Genomic DNA, 15,724 nt, shown 5'->3' on the forward strand with positions numbered 1-15,724 from the left:
CAGCACGTCCGCGAAGACCTCGGTGCCGCTGTCGGTCATCTCCGGGTACCGGCCGTCACTCCCGTGGAACACGTTCACGACTCCGGCGTGGGAGCGCCGGCCCCGGGCGGCGGTCCCGGGCGGGATCGGGCCGAAAGCGGTGGGGGCATCTCATGGCGTTCGTACCGAATCATCCCCGCTCCAGAGAAGGACGGCTGGACAGGGTCGCCGTGCGGTGGTGCACCATGACGGGGGCTTCAACGGGGAAGCCGCCGTGGAAGGAGGCTGCGATGCTCGAGTGGAAACCCCTGGACACCGGGCGCCGCCCCGTCCCCGACCCCGCCGCGACCGTCTCCGTGTGGGCGTCGGCGGCCGCGGCCGCCCTGCTCGTCGTGATCGCCTTCAACCTCCTGGGACACCAGAGCCTGACGACGGCCGGCCTCCTGGTCCTGTCGCTGATGGTCGCCGCGGCCAGCACCGGCGCCCGCCTCGCCGCCGCGCCGGGCACCGCCCTGCTGTGCTGGGCCGTCCTCAACGCCTTCGGCGCCCCGCCCATCGGTGAGCTCACCTGGACCGCCCCGCACGACCTCGCCCGCATCGCGTGCCTGCTCACGGCCGCCGCCACCGGCACGGCCGCGGCCCGTCTCTCCCACGCGCGCGCCGCCTACCACCGACTGGCGCCGTGACGGTGCGAAGGTCGTGCGCGCCGGGGCGCGAAAACCGTTGGAGCGGTGCGGCCCCGGCCTGTTAGCGTCCGCGTCATGTGTTCCGTCATCCACAACCGGCAGTCCCTGCGCCCCCGGTCGGCCGTCTGACCCCGTGTCGCCCTCCTGGCGGTCGGCACCGGGTCCCGCACGTCCACCGTTCGCCTCCGGATGACGAGGATCCTCACCATGCGCACCGACGCGCGCCGCCCCCTGTTCCTGCTCGTGCACGGCGGTTCCGGCAATGCCCGGACCTGGGAACCGTTGCAGAACGAACTGGCCCTGCTGGGCCACCTCTCGTACGCCGTCGACCTGCCCGGCCACGGGGCACACGCCGACGGCCCCGCCGCCTACCACCGTCTGCCCCAGGATCCGGTGGCCCTGGCCGCCGCGCCCTCCCCGATGTGCGGTGTGACGTTGCGGGACAACGTCACGCACGTGCTGGGCATCGTGCGCCGGGTCGCCGCGCGCCGTCCGGTGGTCCTGGTCGGCCACAGCCTCGGCGGTCTGACGATCAGCGCCGTCGCCAACGCCGCGCCGGAACTGCTGCGGCGGGTGGTGCACCTCTCCGCCCTGTGCCTGGGCGACCCGGCCATGCTCACCGAGCCGTGGGGCGTGGTCGACGACAACCTGCTGAACGACGCGGCGGCCCGGATCGTGGTGCCGACGGACCTGCCCGACCCCGGTGTCGTCCGGCTGAACTGGCGTGCCGCGCACGGTGATCCGGAGCTGTTCGCCGCGTTGAAGGCGGCCGTCATGGCCGATGCGTCGGACCACCGGTTCCGGCTGTTGCTGGACTGCCTGGATCCGGACGAGAACCACGCGGTGTGGGAACCGGCCGCGCTGGTGCGGGCCGACGGGTGGGGGCGCGTCCCGCACACCTACGTCCGTCTCTCCGAGGACCGGGGCATCGCCCCGGCCGTCCAGGACCACATGATCCGCACGGCGGACGCGTTGACCCCGGACAATCCGTTCGACGTGCGCACCCTGGCCGCCTCCCACGTCGGCTGGTTCGGCCGTCCGCGGCTCTTCGCCGACCTGTTGGCCGAGCTGGCCTGACGCCGACGGGTGCCCGCCGCCGCCGCTCCCTCAGCCCCGTTCGGGCGGGCCCGGGGGGTCGGGGGTGGAGGCTTCGGGGGCGGCGGCTTCGGCAGTGGCGGCTTCGGCGGGTGGGGGCGATGGCTCGTCCCCGCCCGTGGGAGCCGGCCTCCTGATGCTGAGCACCACCGATCCGGCCAGGACGACGACGATGACGGCCAGGCTGACCGGGGAGGGGATCTCCGGGACGGCGGGGCTGATCAGCTTGTGGGACGCCTGGAGGACGAGTTTGACGCCGATGAAGCCGAGGATGATCGCCAGGCCCCGGTTGAGGTAGTGGAAGCGGTCCAGGAGTCCCGCGAGCATGAAGTACAGGGCCCGCAGTCCGAGGATGGCGAAGGCGTTGCTGGTGTAGACGATGAAGGCGTCGTCACTGACCGCGAGGACGGCCGGCACGCTGTCGACGGCGAAGATCAGGTCGGCCGCCTCAATGGCGGCGACCACAGCGAGCAGCGGGGTCGCCACCCGCTTGCCGGCCTCCTTGACGAAGAACCTGGCTCCGGCGTACTCGTCGCGGACGGGGACGACCTTGCGCAGCAGGCGTACGGCGAGGCTGCGGCCGGGGTCGAAGCTGTCCTGTTCGTCCCGGACGAGCTTGTAGGTGCTGTAGAACAACACGGCCGCGAAGACGAACAGCACGGCGGTGAAGCGGTTCACGACGGCGACGCCGAGGGAGAGGAAGATCCCGCGGAAGACGAGGGCGCCGATGACGCCGAAGAAGAGCACCCGGTGTTGGTAGGCGCGGGGCACCTTGAAGTAGGCGAAGATCACCGCGAAGACGAAGAGGTTGTCGACGGACAGGCTCTTCTCCAGCAGCCAGGCCGTGGTGTACTCCGTGCCGGCGGTCACCCCGAGCACGAGGAACACGACCAGGCCGAAGGTCAGGGCGAGGCCCACCCACACGCCGCTCCAGGCCGCGGCCTCCCGGAAGCCGATGACGTGGACGTCGCGGTGGGCCAGCAGGTCGACCGCCAGCGACACCACCACCGTCACGGCGAACGCCCCCCACAGCCAGAGCGGGACGTCGAGCGTCACGGGCCCGGGCTCCGTCCGGACGCGTCGGGCTCGCTCGCCCGCCGCTCGGCGGGGCCGCTCTCACGGCAGGAGGGGTTCGCGCAGGGCGCGTCGTCGTAGAGGGGGACGTAGACGCCCATGGTCTTGTGCCGCCGCACCGTCGCCGGCAGCGGCTGCTTGCAGGTCGGGCAGACGTGTCCGGGTCGAGTCGCCGCGGGGTGCTTTTCTTCGTACATGTACTGACTTTACGTCCGCTTTGCCCGGATTTGAAGCCCCTTTGAAGGAAAGGGGCCCGCCTCCTCAGGCGCCGGTGCGGCCCTCCCGGCCGAACGCGAGGCCGAACAGGCGTCGCCAGTCCACGGGCGGCGCCGGATCCGCGACGCCCGGCCGCTCGCGCGGCACCCGCACCCGCAGCGCGCCCCGCCGCAGCGTGCACACGACCGGGGTGGCCAGCCGCAGCGCCTCGCCGTCCACCGCCACCGGGATCTCGTCCGCGTCGGAGGTCACCTCGACGCGCTGCGCCGTCGCGACCGTCAGCGCCGCCGAGCGGGAGCCCCGTACGGCCAGGTCCGCGGCCTCGGCGGCGCTCTCGACCCGGATCGCGAGCACGCCCAGCTCGCCGTCGTCCAGCCGGGGCCTGCGCCCACCGCCGCCGATGTCGTCGGGAGACACGTAGGCGTTGTTGCTGATCAGCAGGGCCTGTCGGGAGGAGAGCGCGGTGGCGTCGAGTCGCGCGTCCAGCCGCCGTACGCCCTCGCCGATCAGCAGGTCGGGCATGAGGGTCAAGATGGTGCCCGCCTTGTCGTCGCGGTACTCGGGACGCTGCACGACGTCCGCGTAGACGCCGAAGGACACGGTGTTGACGAAGGGCCGGCCGGCGACGTCTCCGAGGTCGATCCGCAGTTCCTCGCCGTCGGTCAGCGCGTCGAGGCAGCGCGCCGGATCGGACCGGTCGAGGCCGAGGTCCATCGCGAAGTGGTTGCGGGTGCCGGCGGGGATCACGAGGAACGGCAGGTCGTGGTCGGCGGCCACGGCCGCCACCAGGGCCTGCGTGCCGTCCCCGCCGGCGACCCCCAGCAGGTCCGCGCCGCGCGCCACCGCCTCGCGGGCCAGGGCGGCCACGTCGACCGGGGCCGACGGGTCGAGCAGGAACACGTCCGCGCCCGACGCCCTCGCCCGCTCGACCAGTCCGAACCGGCCGACCTTCCCGCCTCCCGACTTCGGGTTCATGACCAGGAACGCCCGCCGCGGCCCCGGCGCGGCGACCGCTCGACTCGGCTTCCGGGGGCGGGCCCGGCGCAGGGCCGCCCTGCCGCAGGCGAGGGCCGCGCCCCAGCACAGGGCCAACAGCAGGGCGGTCCGCCACAGCCCGTCGTGCGCGTAGAGGGCCAGGACCGCGGCGGGCGCGGCGGCCGCGACCAGGCCCCCGCACAGGCGCACCACGCCCCGGTGCGCCAGGAACCACCACGTGCCGGCCGCGCACAGGACCAGACCGAGCAGCCCCGCGCCGATGATCGCCAGGCCTCCCTCCCCCACCGAGAACACCAACACGACCACGGAGCCGATCGCCGCGAGCACGGCCAGGCGCGCCAGGGGCCGGGCCGCCGCCCGCCCGTGCCGCCCGCCCGTCATGCGCGCTCCTCGGGCACGCGGATCTCCAGGACGCAGATGTCGTCGCGGTTGCCCGGCCGAAGTCCCGCCAGAGTCTTGGCGAGCGGGCCGCCCCGGCCCTCGCGCACGAGCCGGGCGGCCGTCGCGGCGAGGTGCGCGAGCCCCTCGTCGATGTCCTCGCCCGGGACCTCCACGAGGCCGTCCGTGTAGAGGAGCAGGTGGTCGCCGGGGAGGAGGTCGGTCACGTGGTGCCCGTACGTGGAGTCGTACGCGGCGCCGAGGAGGGTTCCCTCGGGCTGCGGCAGGTAGCTCGCCTCGCCCGCGCGGATCAGCAGGGGCGGCAGGTGGCCGGCGCGCACCCAGGTCAGTCGGTGGTCCCGTGGGTCGTAGCGGCCCATGACCAGGGTGGCGGTGGCGACCTGGTGGTCGACGGCGGTGTGCAGCAGGAGGGTGTTGAGTCGCTCCAGTACGTCGGGCAGCGGGGAGCCGGTGATGCTCATGCCCTTGGCGGTGAAGCGCAACTGGGCCATCGTGCCCACGGCCGCCAGACCGTGGCCGGCCACGTCCCCGACGACGAACAGCGCGCTCTTGTCGGGGAGTTCGATCGCCGAATACCAGTCGCCCCCGACGTTCAGGCCGCTCTCGGCGGGGAGGTAGGCCACGTCGACGCAGAGACCGGCCAGTTCCACCGACTGTTCGGGGATCGGCAGGAGGGTGTCCTGGAGGCGGGTGGCGAGGGCCTGTTCGGCCTTGAGCATCCCGCGTTGGACGAGGTTGGCGCGTTCGCTCTCCAGCAGGGCGAGTTCGGCGCCGCGCAGCTCGGTCAGGTCCTGGAAGAAGCCGTGCACCTCCAAGGTGGCGCCGTCCGCGTCCCGCCCCGCCTCCGCGACGATCCGCAGGTGGCGCACCCCGTGCCGGGTGGCGATGCGGAAGGGCTGGTCGACGGGGGTGCCGTCGCCCAGCAGCCGCCGGACGGCCGCGCCCATCGCGGGCAGGTCCTCCGGGAGCAGGTGCCGGGGGAGTTCCTCCAGCCGCACGGGCCCGAGGGCGGGGTCGCGGTCGAAGACGGCGTAGACCTGGTCGGACCAGGTGATGGTGTCGGAGACGAGGTTCCAGCTCGCCCAGCCGAGGTTGCCCAGGCGTTGCAGGTCGTCCAGGCGGCGGGTCTCGCGGTCGGTGGTGTCGTGCCGGATCCAGGACACCACCAGGCGCTCGCCCAGCCGGGACGCGCGGACCGAGTAGACGGAGCGCCTCGGTACGCCGGCGATCACCTCCTCGTAGACGAAGGGCTCCCCCTCGTACGGTTCCCCCACCGTCAGCGCGTCCAGGTACCCCTCCCACAGGGCGGTTCCCGCCACCGTCGGATAGGTCTCCAGCACCCGTCGGCCGATCAGGTCCCGGCCGTGGCGGCCAGCCACGTCCAGCGACTCGGGCGAGGCCGCGTCGATCCGGTAGTCCTCCACCTCGCCGGTCCGCGAGCGCAGGGGGGTCAGCAGGACGACCGGGGCGGACAGGGTGTCGAAGACCGTCTGGACGGCCTCGACGTCCGTGGCGGGCGGGTCATCGCAGCGGGGACCCCGGTCCGCCCTGAGGAGGCCGCCGCACAGGCGCACGGCCCGCCGGAGCAGGGTGCGGGTGCGTACGTCGAAGGGGCCCGGCCGGGTGCGGAAGAAGCCGACGACGGCGGTCACCCCACCGCCGCCGGGGACGGGCAGCCAGGCGCGCGAGGGCCACCGTTCGGGTGGGTCGCCGATCAGGAGGTAGCGGGCGGCGTCCGACTCGGGGTCTTCGAGCCACACGGCCTCCCGGGCCGCGATGGCCTCCATGGCGGCGACCCCGCTGAGCGGGGGGATGTGGCTCCACTGCTCGGCCATGGCGTCGCTGATGCCGTCGTGGCCGACCATCTTCAGGTTCCCGGCGGTGGCCACGGCGTAGATCATCACCGCGTCGACGCCCGCCGCCTCGCCCAGGACCGCCCGCAGCAGTCGGGCGGTCTCCTTCGGAGTACCGGCGTCGGCGAGGTCGCGGGCGAGACCGGCGAGGAGCGTACGGTGCCCCGTCGGGCGGCCCCCTTCGGGGACGACGTAGCGGCTCGCGCTGAAGGGCGAGCCGGCCGGACCGGGCGGTCCGGTCGACCCGGTGGGCGCCGGACGGGGGACGGCGGGGCGGGGCGCCGGCCCCGCCGGGTCCCTGCCGGTCCGGCCCAGGGTGATCCAGCACTCCTCCAGGGGGGTGCGGCCGTGCCGGGCGGCGCGATGGACCAACAGTTGGTGGGCGGCGTCCGGTGTCAGGCCCTCCCGGGCCATGAGGACGCCCTTGGCGCGCTCCAGGACGGCGGTCATCGCGGCAACGCCTTCGAGGTCCACGACCTCGGCACGCAGCCGGGACACGACCTTGGCCAACGCCAGCACCTCGGGGGACGCTCCCGCGTCGGGCTCCTGCTCGACACGGGCGTCGGGAAGCACGAAATCGCCCTCCATGCGTCGAGCATGCCACGTGCGGGGCCCGTCGGACCGGTTGTGACCGGGCCGACGTCGCGCCGGGGTGGGTCACGCGGTTCCCCCGCCGGCCGTCGGCTCTCCGGCGCCCTCGGCGGGGTCGGAGCGACCGCTCGCACGCTCCAGGAGGCGTTCCATCCGCCGGGTCACGTCCGCGAAGTCCCTCCAGGGGCTCTCGGTGTCGCCGCGGTGCCGGGGCGCGGCGGGGTCGGGGTTCCGGGTGTGGGGGGTGTGCGGGGTGTGCTGCGTGTGCCGGGTGTCGCTCATGGTGCGCTCCGATCCGTGCCCGGCGTCTACCCCGTCGCGCCGCGCTCGAACGTGCGGCGGCCCCGGAGGCGGGCCGACACGGGTGGCGTGCCCGCCGCGCTCTCCGGGTGGAAGCGGGGAGTGGGGCAGGGGTCGGGGCGGCGGCCTACGCTGGAAGGCGGCGGCCGTGCCGGTGAGCGGCCCTCGGCCGCCCGGTGGGCACCTGCCCCTCCCCCACTGTGCAGGTGCCCACCACCCCGGGGGACCGCCCGACCGGATCCGTCGGGCTCCGCCGTCAGCCGTCCGTCGCCGCGGCCCCCGCCTTGCTCGCCCGCTCCCACTCCCGCCGCATCACGGAGCGGAAGTCGTGCGCGGGGCGGCCGGTGACGCGCAGGACCGCATCGGTGACCCGGTCCTCGGCCCCGTCGGCGATGGCCCGGTCCATGTCGGCGAGGATCGCGGCGAACTCTTCCGGCATCAGCGCGGCGAGCCGGACGCGGAGTTCCTCGCGGGTGAGGGATCGGTGGGCGACGGGGCGACCGGTGACCTCCGCGACGACGGCGGCGACGTCGTCGTAGCCGAGGGCCTCGGGTCCGGTCAGGACGAGGTCCGTGTCGGGGGCGCGCACGTCGGTCAGGGCGCGCGCGGCGACGGCCGCGATGTCCTCGGCGTCCACGAAGCCGACGCGGCCGGTCCCGGTGGCGGTGCGGATGACGCCCTCGTCGCGGATGCTCCGCGCGTGGAGGTGGCCGCCGGTGAAGTTCTGCATGAACCAGGACGGCCGCAGCACCGCCCATTCGTCGAAGATCTGCGGCAGGGCCCGGTGCACCTGCCCCGCGGCCGGCCCGCCCTCCGGGATGGAGGAGGCGCTGAGCAGCACCGCGCGCCGTGCGCCGCCCGCCCGGGCCCGGCGCAGGAAGGGCAGGACGACCCGGGCGGGGTCGGGATCGCCGACGGGCGGGATCACGTAGAGGCGGTCGACTCCGCGCAGGGCGGGCCCGTGGGTGTCGGTGTCGTACCAGTCGAAGACGACCGGCTCGATTCCCGGCCCGGATGCCCCGGCCGCCCCGGTCACCCCGGTTGCCCCGATCGCCCCCGAGGCCGTCGAGGTCGCGGACGGAACCCGGCGGGCGGCGGCCCGGACCGCGTGGCCGGCCGCCGCCAGGCGCGCGCAGGTCCGGCTGCCGGTGGTACCGGTGGCGCCGATGACGAGCGTGGTCGCGGTCCCGGTGGCGTTCATCGGGCGCTCCCGGAAAAGTCGGCGTCGATCCCGTGGGCGGCGAGGGGGTTCCAGTAGTCGCGGTAGGCGGTGAAGCGGCCGTCCTCGACGGTCACCACGGCGATGTACGTCATGTCGAAGGGGCGGTCGCCGTCCAGCAGCCTGCCGACGCCGCGCATCTCGACCACGAGGGTGCGCGGATCGGCCGTCTCGTGGATCCGCAGGTCGGCCTCGGGGAAGTCGTGCAGGTCGACGCGGTCGGGGTAGGGCGCCATGTAGGCCGCGATCTCCGCCCGGCCTTCCAGGCGCCGGGGCCATCCCGGCGGGGCGAACGGGAACTCCATCACCCCGTCCCCGGCCCACAGGTCGACCCAGCCGGGCACGTCCTTGGCGAGCAGGAGTCGCAGGCCGTGGCGGTACAGCTCCGCCGGAGCGGTCGAAACGGGTACGGACATGGGTATCCTCCCTCTCAAGAATACGGACCCGGGGTCCGCTTCAACGACAATACGGACCGCCGGTCCGTTTTTCAATCGGAGGTACCGCTTGCCCACCCAGCCCGAGCGCCGCAGCCGCAAGGACGCCGCCCGCAACCAGGAGGCCCTCCTGGCCGCCGCCGACGCCCTCTTCGCCGGCTCCGAGAGCCCCGAAGACCTCACGATGGCCGACGTCGCGGCTGCCGCCGGGGTCGGCAAGGGGACCCTGTTCCGCGCCTTCGGCGACCGCGCCGGCCTGCTCCGGGCGCTGTACGCGGCCCGGCTCGAACCGCTCCGCGAGGCCGTGGAGGCGGGCCCCGCGCCCCTGGGACCCACCGCGCCGCCCCGCGAGCGCGTACCCGCCCTGCTGGACGCCCTCCTGTGCTTCAAGCTCGACAACCGCGCCCTCGCACTGGCCCTGGAGGAGACCGGGAGCGGTAGCCCGTACCGGGCCGGGCACTACGACTACTGGCACGGCCTGTTGCGTTCCACGCTGGAACGCGATCCGGACGCAACGGACGCCGACTTCACCGCGCACGCCCTGCTCGCCGCCACCCGGGCCGACCTCGTCGAGCGCCTGACGGGTCGGGAGGGCGTACCGCGCGAGCGACTGCGGGCCCAACTGGCACGGTTCGCGCAGAGGGTGGTGGATCCGCGCCCCGAGCGATGAGGCCGGGCGCGGCGCACCGCACCGCGGCTCGCCCCTTTACCACGCAGACTCCGGTGTCAACTTGTGACCTGAATGGGTTGGCCGAATCTTTGCCCACCATTAGCCTGATCATGTTCGAACAACATTGATGTCGGGGTGGGGTCGGGTCTCGGGCCCGGAACGCACATAGGGGAACAGCACGTGAAGCTCAAGCGCATGGCCGTCGTGGCCGCAGCCGCCGTGGTCGGCCCGACGGTCCTCATGGCCACGCCCGCCATGGCCGACGAGAAGCCCGCCGCGATCGTCCCGGACGCCGCGCCGAAGGACGACACCGCGCCGGCGCAGACCCCGGCCGTCCAGACCCCGGCTCCGGCCGACGAGGCCTCCGTGACGCCGCCGGTGGCCGAGACCCCGGCGACCGCGCCCGCCCCGGCCGCCGAGCCGTCGGCGCCGGCCGCGAAGCCGGCCCCGCAGTCGAACAAGGGCAAGCCGCAGCCGCCCGCCCCGATCGCGGACGGCCACGAACACGACGACTTCGACGACGAGTACGTCGCCGCCGAGGGCCCGAAGGTCTCCGTCTCCGGCCTGCCGAAGGCCGGCTTCGCGGCGGGCGGCGACTGGCAGCGGATCAAGTTCAAGGTCGACAACTCCGGCCGCCCCACCGTTTCGGACTACGGCTTCGGACTGCTCGTCATGGACGAGTTCGGCAAGCTGAAGGACAAGCACCTCCAGGTCGAGGTCCTCGACGGCGACCAGTGGGTGCCCGCGAGCACCTTCGCCGACGCGATGGGCGGCGAGGCCGGCGGGTTCGGCGTCGCGGGCCGCCTCTTCCAGGTCGAGTCCGTCGACGCGAACGAGACCTTCACCCTGGACCTGCGCCTGCGCTTCACCAAGAGCGCGCCGGCCGGCGACATCCAGTTCATCGCGGCCGGCGGCACGATGGACGAGGAGGCGAGCGTCGAGTCCGAGCCCTCGTTCTACGAGTCGAAGATCACCAAGGCGGCCACCGGCGGGAACACCGGCGGCGGCAACGGTGGGAACACGGGCGGCAACACCGGCGGCAACACGGGTGGCGGCGACAACGACCCGACCCCCAACGGCGGCGCCAAGCCGATCGACGACACCACCACCGGCGGGACCGGCAACGGCGGCGGGACCGGCGCGCAGACCGGCGGCGAGCTCGCCGAGACCGGCACCGACGCGGCCACCAGCTGGGCGCTCGGCGGCGCCGGCGTGGCCCTCGCCATGGGCGCGGCCCTGATCGCGGGCACCGGCAAGCGCCGCCGCCCCACCGCGTAACCCGCCCCGGCAGCCCCGGCGGCACCCGTGGCACCCGTGGAACCCCCATGAGGACGGGGTCCGCGCTCACCCGCGCGGACCCCGTCCTCATGTCCGTACGGTGTCACCGCGCCGGGCGTCCGCGCACGGGCGGGCTCGTGAGCACCGAGGTCAGGCGCCCGTGGGCGGGTTCGGGGAGGGTCGCGGAGAGCCTGCCGAACCGGGTGGGCGTCAGCCCCGTCAGGGCGCGGAACTCCCGGTTGAAATGGGCCTGGTCGTAGTAGCCGCAGAGGGCGGCCGTCTCGGCGAGGGAGCGGCCGGGGACCGGGGGCAGGGTGACGGCGTTCTGGAAGCGCAGCACCCGGGCCAGGACCTTCGGGGGAAGACCGATCTGTTCACCGAAGAGGATCTCCAGGCGGCGTCGGCTGCGGCCGGTCGCTTCGGCCAGTTCACCGATGCTCGCCCGGCCCCCGGTCGCGCGCAGGCGCTGCCACGCCTCCATGACGACCGGTGAGGGCCTGCGCCCGTCGGCGAGGCGCGCGGCGATCGCCTCGTCGAGGAGGGCGCAGCGGCCGGCCCAGTCCGGGGTGGCGGCCAGCCGCTCGGTGAGTCGTACGACCCACCGCCGGCCCATGATCTCGTCGGGATGGACCACCCTGTCCGCGAGGTGACGCAGCGGCAGACCGAGCAGGCAATACGCCCCGAGCGGGGTGAACTCCACCTGCACGCCATGGGCGGTCCCGGAGATCTCACTGGTCATCGCGCGGGAGTGCAGGCCGACCGCCATCGCCCACCAGTCCTCGGCGTCCCGTTGCCGCTCGCTCGGCCCCACCACGCGCAGGGGCTCGCCCCACCCCAGGAACAGCGTGACCGTCGCCGCCGGCACGCTGAGCCTGCGCTGCGGCGGCACCGAGCGCAGCCGGTAGCCGACGTACTTCACCACGTGCGCCCGCAGCCGGTGGGGCGCCGGCCGCGCGTGGCGTTCGGCCGTCGCCGCGCCCTCCTCGAACCCCTCCACCGCGCTCCCCCACCCCGTGAGCGGCGTCCGCCCGGGGTGCGCGTTCGTACAAGACGCCCGGACGGCCTCTCCCGCAGTCTGTTGCCTACACCGCAGCCGGTGAAGGCGAGAACAGGCCGCGGACCGGCAGCCGGCCCACCCCACCGCGCGGCGGACGCCGTTCGGGCGGACGTCGCTTCCGTGCGGCGTGCGGAAGCGTCGCGGCCGTCACCGGCGCCGCGGGCGAAGCACTCACCGGTCAACCGATACGGATGGAGACATCACCATGCGCATGCGCACCCTTCTCGCGGGAGTCACCGTCGGCGCCGCCCTCCTGGCCGGCGGGATCGTCGCTCCGGCCCAGGCGGCGCCCGAGACCGCTCCCGCCCCGGCCGCCGCGGCCGAATGGACGGAGGCGATCAAGGCCGGTGCTCCGGTCAGGTCCTGCCCCAGCGCGAGCTGCGCGCCGCTCTGGCGCACGGCCTACGCCGGGCAGGCCCTGGAGTGGTACAACGTCGAGACCAACAGCGCGGGGAACGTCTGGTACGAGCTGAACTCCCCGCGCTGGGGCTGGATCTACTGCGGGAACGTGACGGCGCCCTGCTGACACCCCCGTCCGTCCCCGCTCACGCACGCCGTCGCCCGGCACGCACCGTGCCGGGCGACGCCCGTGCGCGCCCGGGCGCCCGGTCAGGACAGGCGCAGCGTGGTGAGGATCTCGGGTGCCCGGTCGAACAGCCGTCGGCCCATGGAAGCAAGGGTGACCAGGACGGCCGCCAGGCCGTACGCCGTCCCCAGCGGCAGCGAGAGCCACGACAGCGCCGAGCCGTCCAGGAGCACCGCCACCGCGATGACCGGGGCGATCGCCACCACGCTGAGGACCGCGCAGCAGAGGTTCGCCACGTGGTAGCCGCCGCTCTGGCCGGGAGCGCTCACGCTCCACCGGTCCTCGGGGTACGGATAGGGGTGGTGGACGCTGATGGCCATGCCCATCGAGCACGTCACCCCGAGCAGCGCGAAGGCGACCCCGAGGGCGGGCACGAGCCGGTCGGCGCTCCCGGTGGCCAGGGCGATGCCGGCGCCGACGAGGGTGAGCCAGGGCACGATGAGCACGAGTGGGGGCAGCAACCGGCCGACGAGTTCGGCGCGGGCCTGTGCCACGGTGCGCAGCGTGGCGACGTTGCTCCAGATCGCGGAGCCGTCGAGGGCGAACAGCACCCCGGGGACGGTCAGTCCGAAGACCCAGGCGCCGCCCACGACGGCGTACGGGGAGCGCATGCCGACCGGCACCATCACGACCGGGAACAGCAGGGCGTACGCCAGTGCCGCGATCATCGTCATGCGGTGGCGGGGCGACCGGGCGAAGGCGGTGGCCTGGTGGTGGGCGACGAGCAGGGTGCGGCTGCGCGAGAGGAGGCGGGCGAGGAGGCGGTCCGGCCGGCCCGTCGCCCGGCCGGAGCCGACCTCGGCCGCTCCGGCCGTGGAGGCGTCGGCGGTGGTCATCAGCCGGGCCAGGGAGCGGTGCCACCCCACCATGAGCAGGGCGATCAGGGCGGCGGTGGCGGCCAGTTCGAGCAGCGCGACGGCGGTGCGGCCGTCGGCGGCGGCGCGGACGGCGTCGGCGGGCCAACCCGGCGGGGTCCACCGCAGGACCCGTACGACGACGGGCGGCAGGGCGGGGCCCGATCCGAGGGCGCTCAGCAGCAGGTAGGCGGCGTAGCCTCCGATCGCCGTCAGCAGGCCGCCGAGGGTGGCCACGTCCTTGCCGCGCCGGCCGGTGAGCGCCCGTGCGAAGGCCGCGAGGAGGGCTCGGGAGGCGACCACGCACAGCAGCAGGGTCAGCGGTACGGCGAGGGCGGTGACAGCGACGCCGGCCAGGCTGTCGAAGGCTCCCTCCGCGGCGCCGACGACCGCTCCGGTGACGACGACGAGGGTGCACAGCGGGCCGGGGCCGATGAGCGCGGAGGCGGTGGCCCCGGCGATCAGCCGGCGTGGGCGGACGGGCAGGAGGGCGAGCCGGGTGGGGTCGGCGGTCTCGTCGCCGCCCGCGCCGAAGGACAGCGGGAGCGCCGCCCAGGCGACGGCCAGCGCGGTGAAGGTCAGGACGGCGAAGTCGGCGGCGTGCGGGTCCCCTTGGGTCCGGGCCAGGCCGACGGCCGCGGAGCAGGCGCCGACCAGGCCGATGGCCGTGACGGTGACGAAACCGATGGCGCGGGCGGTGCTGCGGCGCAGGCTGTTGCGCAGGAGGGTGAGTTTCAGTGCGACGAAGACCCCAACCATGCGAGGGTGCCTCCCTTCGGCTTCCCGGCGGGGGCTCCGACCAACTCCATGAACCGTTCGTTCAGGCTCCGGCCGGCCCGTATCGCGTCGAGCGTGCCGTCGGCGACGACGCGCCCCTCGGCCAGGACGGCGACGTGGGTGCACAGCGCGGCCACGAGTTCCATGACGTGGCTGGAGAAGACGACCGTCGAGCCGGTCGCGGTGTACTGGCGCAGCACCTCGCGGATGGTCTCGGCCGACACGGGGTCGACGCTCTCGAAGGGTTCGTCGAGGAAGAGGACGGGCGGGTTGTGCAGCAGCGCCGCCGCGAGGCCGATCTTCTTGCGCATGCCGGTGGAGTAGTCGACGACCAGCCTGTCGGCGGCCCCGGTGAGTCCGAGGACGTCGAGCAGCTCCTCGGCGCGGCCCTCGGTGTCGGCGGGCGGCAGCTCCCGCAACCGTCCGGTGTAGCGCAGCAGTTCCCGCCCCGACAGCCGCTCGAACAGGCGCAGGCCGTCGGGCAGGACGCCGATGCGGTGCTTGGCCTCGTAGGGGTCCTGCCAGACGTCGTACCCGGCGACGCGTACGGTGCCCGCGTCGGGCCGGAGCAGGCCGGTGATCATCGACAGGCTGGTGGTCTTGCCGGCGCCGTTGGGGCCGACCAGACCGTAGAAGCTGCCCCGGGGGACGGTGAGTTCGACTCCGTCGACGGCGACCTTGCCGTCGAACTCCTTGCGGAGCCGGCGCGCCTCCACGGCCGCCGGGACGGAATCCCCTTCGGGGGGTCGGTGCATGGTGCTCTGCCTTCTCATGTTCTCGTGTGCCGGCCGCGTGCCGGCGTCGTGCCGGGACGGCTCGCGCCGTCCGCTGTCCCCGTGCGTCATCGTCGCGCCGGTTTCCTCTCCCAGACTCGCGCCGGTCGGGCGGAGGGGAAAGTGACGAATGTCAGGGGTTCGCGGTGCGTCCGGCGGGCGCCCGTACCGGCGGCGGCGCTACGCGCCGGGGGTGCGCAGGGAGGCGTCCAGGAGGGTCATGAGGTGGGCGGTGCGGTTCTTGCCGGCGGGGGCGAGGGGGTAGCGGTTCAGGACGTCGACGAGTGTCGGCGTCGCGCGGCGGCGGGCTTCCTCGATGCTGCGGAGTCCGACCTCGGGGTCGTCGCCCGCGACCAGTTCGGCCACGCGGGCCGCGCACGCGGCGCCGCGCAGGATGTGTCCGACCTGCGTGGCCCGGGCGATGGGGTGGAGGTAGGCCGCCGCGGCGGCGTCGCCGGCGGCGCGCGCGGCGAGCCGTTCGGCCTCGGTGGCCGCCTCCTTCGCCGCGCGGTGGGCGTCCAGGGAGGTGACGCGCTGGAGTGCGGTGCGCCGCGCCCCGTCCGCGAACCGGAGGGCCGCGTCGACGGCGGCACGGGGACGGGGGTCGTCGGGGTTGCCGGCCTCGAAGACCGGGAGGACCTCCTGTGCGCTCTCCACGACGTAGCGTGCGACGACGCGCAGCTCGTCCATGGTCAGTTCGAAGTCACCGGGTGTCGCCGTCACGGAGCCATTCTGCACCTCTGCCGGCGGGGTGCGCGGCGGCCCCGCGCGTGGTGTGCGCGGCGGGCGGACGTGCGTCGTGGGCGAAGCCTGGTGCGTCCGGCCGGTGTTCGGTGGCGGGAGGCGGTGAGGGGGCCGTGTTGCGCTGTGGATGAAAAGCTTTGGCC

Annotated in this window: 16 protein-coding genes; 5 read left to right on the forward strand and 11 right to left on the reverse strand. The window is 74.4% G+C overall.

Features of this window, described 5'->3' with window-relative positions:
* The first annotated feature begins 269 nt into the window (after positions 1 to 269).
* Together AB0D01_RS26185 and AB0D01_RS26190 are read left to right on the forward strand one after the other, a co-directional pair.
* Positions 270 to 665 (forward strand): DUF4118 domain-containing protein, encoded by a 396-nt coding sequence (locus AB0D01_RS26185; protein WP_363059328.1) that lies wholly within the window; start codon positions 270 to 272, stop codon positions 663 to 665.
* A 207-nt stretch (positions 666 to 872) separates the two neighbouring features.
* Complete coding sequence (locus tag AB0D01_RS26190; protein WP_363059330.1) at positions 873 to 1,742, forward strand: alpha/beta hydrolase; 870 nt, start codon at positions 873 to 875, stop codon at positions 1,740 to 1,742.
* Positions 1,743 to 1,772: 30 nt separating this feature from the next.
* Here AB0D01_RS26190 and AB0D01_RS26195 read toward each other — a convergent pair whose 3' ends face one another.
* The 7 genes from AB0D01_RS26195 to AB0D01_RS26225 form a co-directional block, all read right to left on the reverse strand.
* Positions 1,773 to 2,816, reverse strand: coding sequence for a TerC family protein (locus tag AB0D01_RS26195; RefSeq protein ID WP_363059332.1), 1,044 nt, complete (start codon positions 2,814 to 2,816; stop codon positions 1,773 to 1,775).
* Positions 2,813 to 3,031 carry a hypothetical protein gene (locus tag AB0D01_RS26200; protein ID WP_363059334.1) on the reverse strand — a complete coding sequence of 73 codons (219 nt, stop codon included), beginning with the start codon at positions 3,029 to 3,031 and terminating at the stop codon, positions 2,813 to 2,815. The genes AB0D01_RS26195 and AB0D01_RS26200 overlap by 4 nt, the downstream gene beginning before the upstream one ends.
* A gap of 64 nt (positions 3,032 to 3,095) precedes the next feature.
* Positions 3,096 to 4,427 carry a diacylglycerol kinase family protein gene (locus tag AB0D01_RS26205; protein WP_363059336.1) on the reverse strand — a complete coding sequence of 444 codons (1,332 nt, stop codon included), beginning with the start codon at positions 4,425 to 4,427 and terminating at the stop codon, positions 3,096 to 3,098.
* Positions 4,424 to 6,886, reverse strand: a complete 2,463-nt coding sequence (locus AB0D01_RS26210; protein ID WP_363059338.1) for a SpoIIE family protein phosphatase — start codon at positions 6,884 to 6,886, stop codon at positions 4,424 to 4,426. Before AB0D01_RS26210 ends, AB0D01_RS26205 begins: the two co-directional genes overlap by 4 nt.
* Positions 6,887 to 6,955: 69 nt before the next feature.
* Positions 6,956 to 7,171, reverse strand: coding sequence for a hypothetical protein (locus AB0D01_RS26215; protein WP_363059340.1), 216 nt, complete (start codon positions 7,169 to 7,171; stop codon positions 6,956 to 6,958).
* A gap of 274 nt (positions 7,172 to 7,445) precedes the next feature.
* A complete protein-coding gene (locus AB0D01_RS26220; protein WP_363059342.1) occupies positions 7,446 to 8,390 on the reverse strand; it encodes an ergot alkaloid biosynthesis protein in 945 nt (314 codons plus the stop codon).
* Positions 8,387 to 8,824 carry a nuclear transport factor 2 family protein gene (locus AB0D01_RS26225; RefSeq protein WP_363059344.1) on the reverse strand — a complete coding sequence of 146 codons (438 nt, stop codon included), beginning with the start codon at positions 8,822 to 8,824 and terminating at the stop codon, positions 8,387 to 8,389. Before AB0D01_RS26225 ends, AB0D01_RS26220 begins: the two co-directional genes overlap by 4 nt.
* 88 nt (positions 8,825 to 8,912) lie before the next feature.
* Between AB0D01_RS26225 and AB0D01_RS26230 the strand changes: the two genes are divergently transcribed.
* A complete protein-coding gene (locus AB0D01_RS26230) occupies positions 8,913 to 9,512 on the forward strand; it encodes a TetR family transcriptional regulator (RefSeq protein WP_363059346.1) in 600 nt (199 codons plus the stop codon).
* A 180-nt stretch (positions 9,513 to 9,692) separates the two neighbouring features.
* Positions 9,693 to 10,790 (forward strand): hypothetical protein, encoded by a 1,098-nt coding sequence (locus tag AB0D01_RS26235; RefSeq protein ID WP_363059348.1) that lies wholly within the window; start codon positions 9,693 to 9,695, stop codon positions 10,788 to 10,790.
* Positions 10,791 to 10,893: 103 nt separating this feature from the next.
* Here the strand turns inward: AB0D01_RS26235 and AB0D01_RS26240 are convergent, their stop codons facing one another.
* Positions 10,894 to 11,787 carry a helix-turn-helix domain-containing protein gene (locus AB0D01_RS26240; RefSeq protein ID WP_363059350.1) on the reverse strand — a complete coding sequence of 298 codons (894 nt, stop codon included), beginning with the start codon at positions 11,785 to 11,787 and terminating at the stop codon, positions 10,894 to 10,896.
* A 265-nt stretch (positions 11,788 to 12,052) separates the two neighbouring features.
* Here AB0D01_RS26240 and AB0D01_RS26245 point away from each other — a divergent pair, with 265 nt between their 5' ends.
* On the forward strand, positions 12,053 to 12,373 hold the full coding sequence (locus tag AB0D01_RS26245; RefSeq protein ID WP_363059352.1) for a hypothetical protein: 321 nt from the start codon (positions 12,053 to 12,055) through the stop codon (positions 12,371 to 12,373).
* 83 nt (positions 12,374 to 12,456) lie between these two features.
* Here AB0D01_RS26245 and AB0D01_RS26250 read toward each other — a convergent pair whose 3' ends face one another.
* The 3 genes from AB0D01_RS26250 to AB0D01_RS26260 all read right to left on the reverse strand — a co-directional run bounded on the left by AB0D01_RS26250 (position 12,457) and on the right by AB0D01_RS26260 (position 15,560).
* The gene (locus tag AB0D01_RS26250) at positions 12,457 to 14,046 is read right to left on the reverse strand and encodes a transporter (RefSeq protein WP_363059354.1); all 1,590 of its coding nucleotides are present in this window, start codon (positions 14,044 to 14,046) and stop codon (positions 12,457 to 12,459) included.
* Entirely contained in the window at positions 14,022 to 14,819 is a 798-nt protein-coding gene (locus AB0D01_RS26255) for an ABC transporter ATP-binding protein (protein WP_363059356.1), read from the reverse strand. The genes AB0D01_RS26250 and AB0D01_RS26255 overlap by 25 nt, the downstream gene beginning before the upstream one ends.
* Positions 14,820 to 15,017: 198 nt before the next feature.
* Complete coding sequence (locus AB0D01_RS26260; RefSeq protein ID WP_363059358.1) at positions 15,018 to 15,560, reverse strand: putative immunity protein; 543 nt, start codon at positions 15,558 to 15,560, stop codon at positions 15,018 to 15,020.
* Positions 15,561 to 15,724 lie beyond the last annotated feature (164 nt).

It is taken from the genome of Streptomyces sp. NPDC048606, assembly GCF_040650855.1.
In the GTDB taxonomy this organism is placed as follows: Bacteria; Actinomycetota; Actinomycetes; order Streptomycetales; family Streptomycetaceae; genus Streptomyces.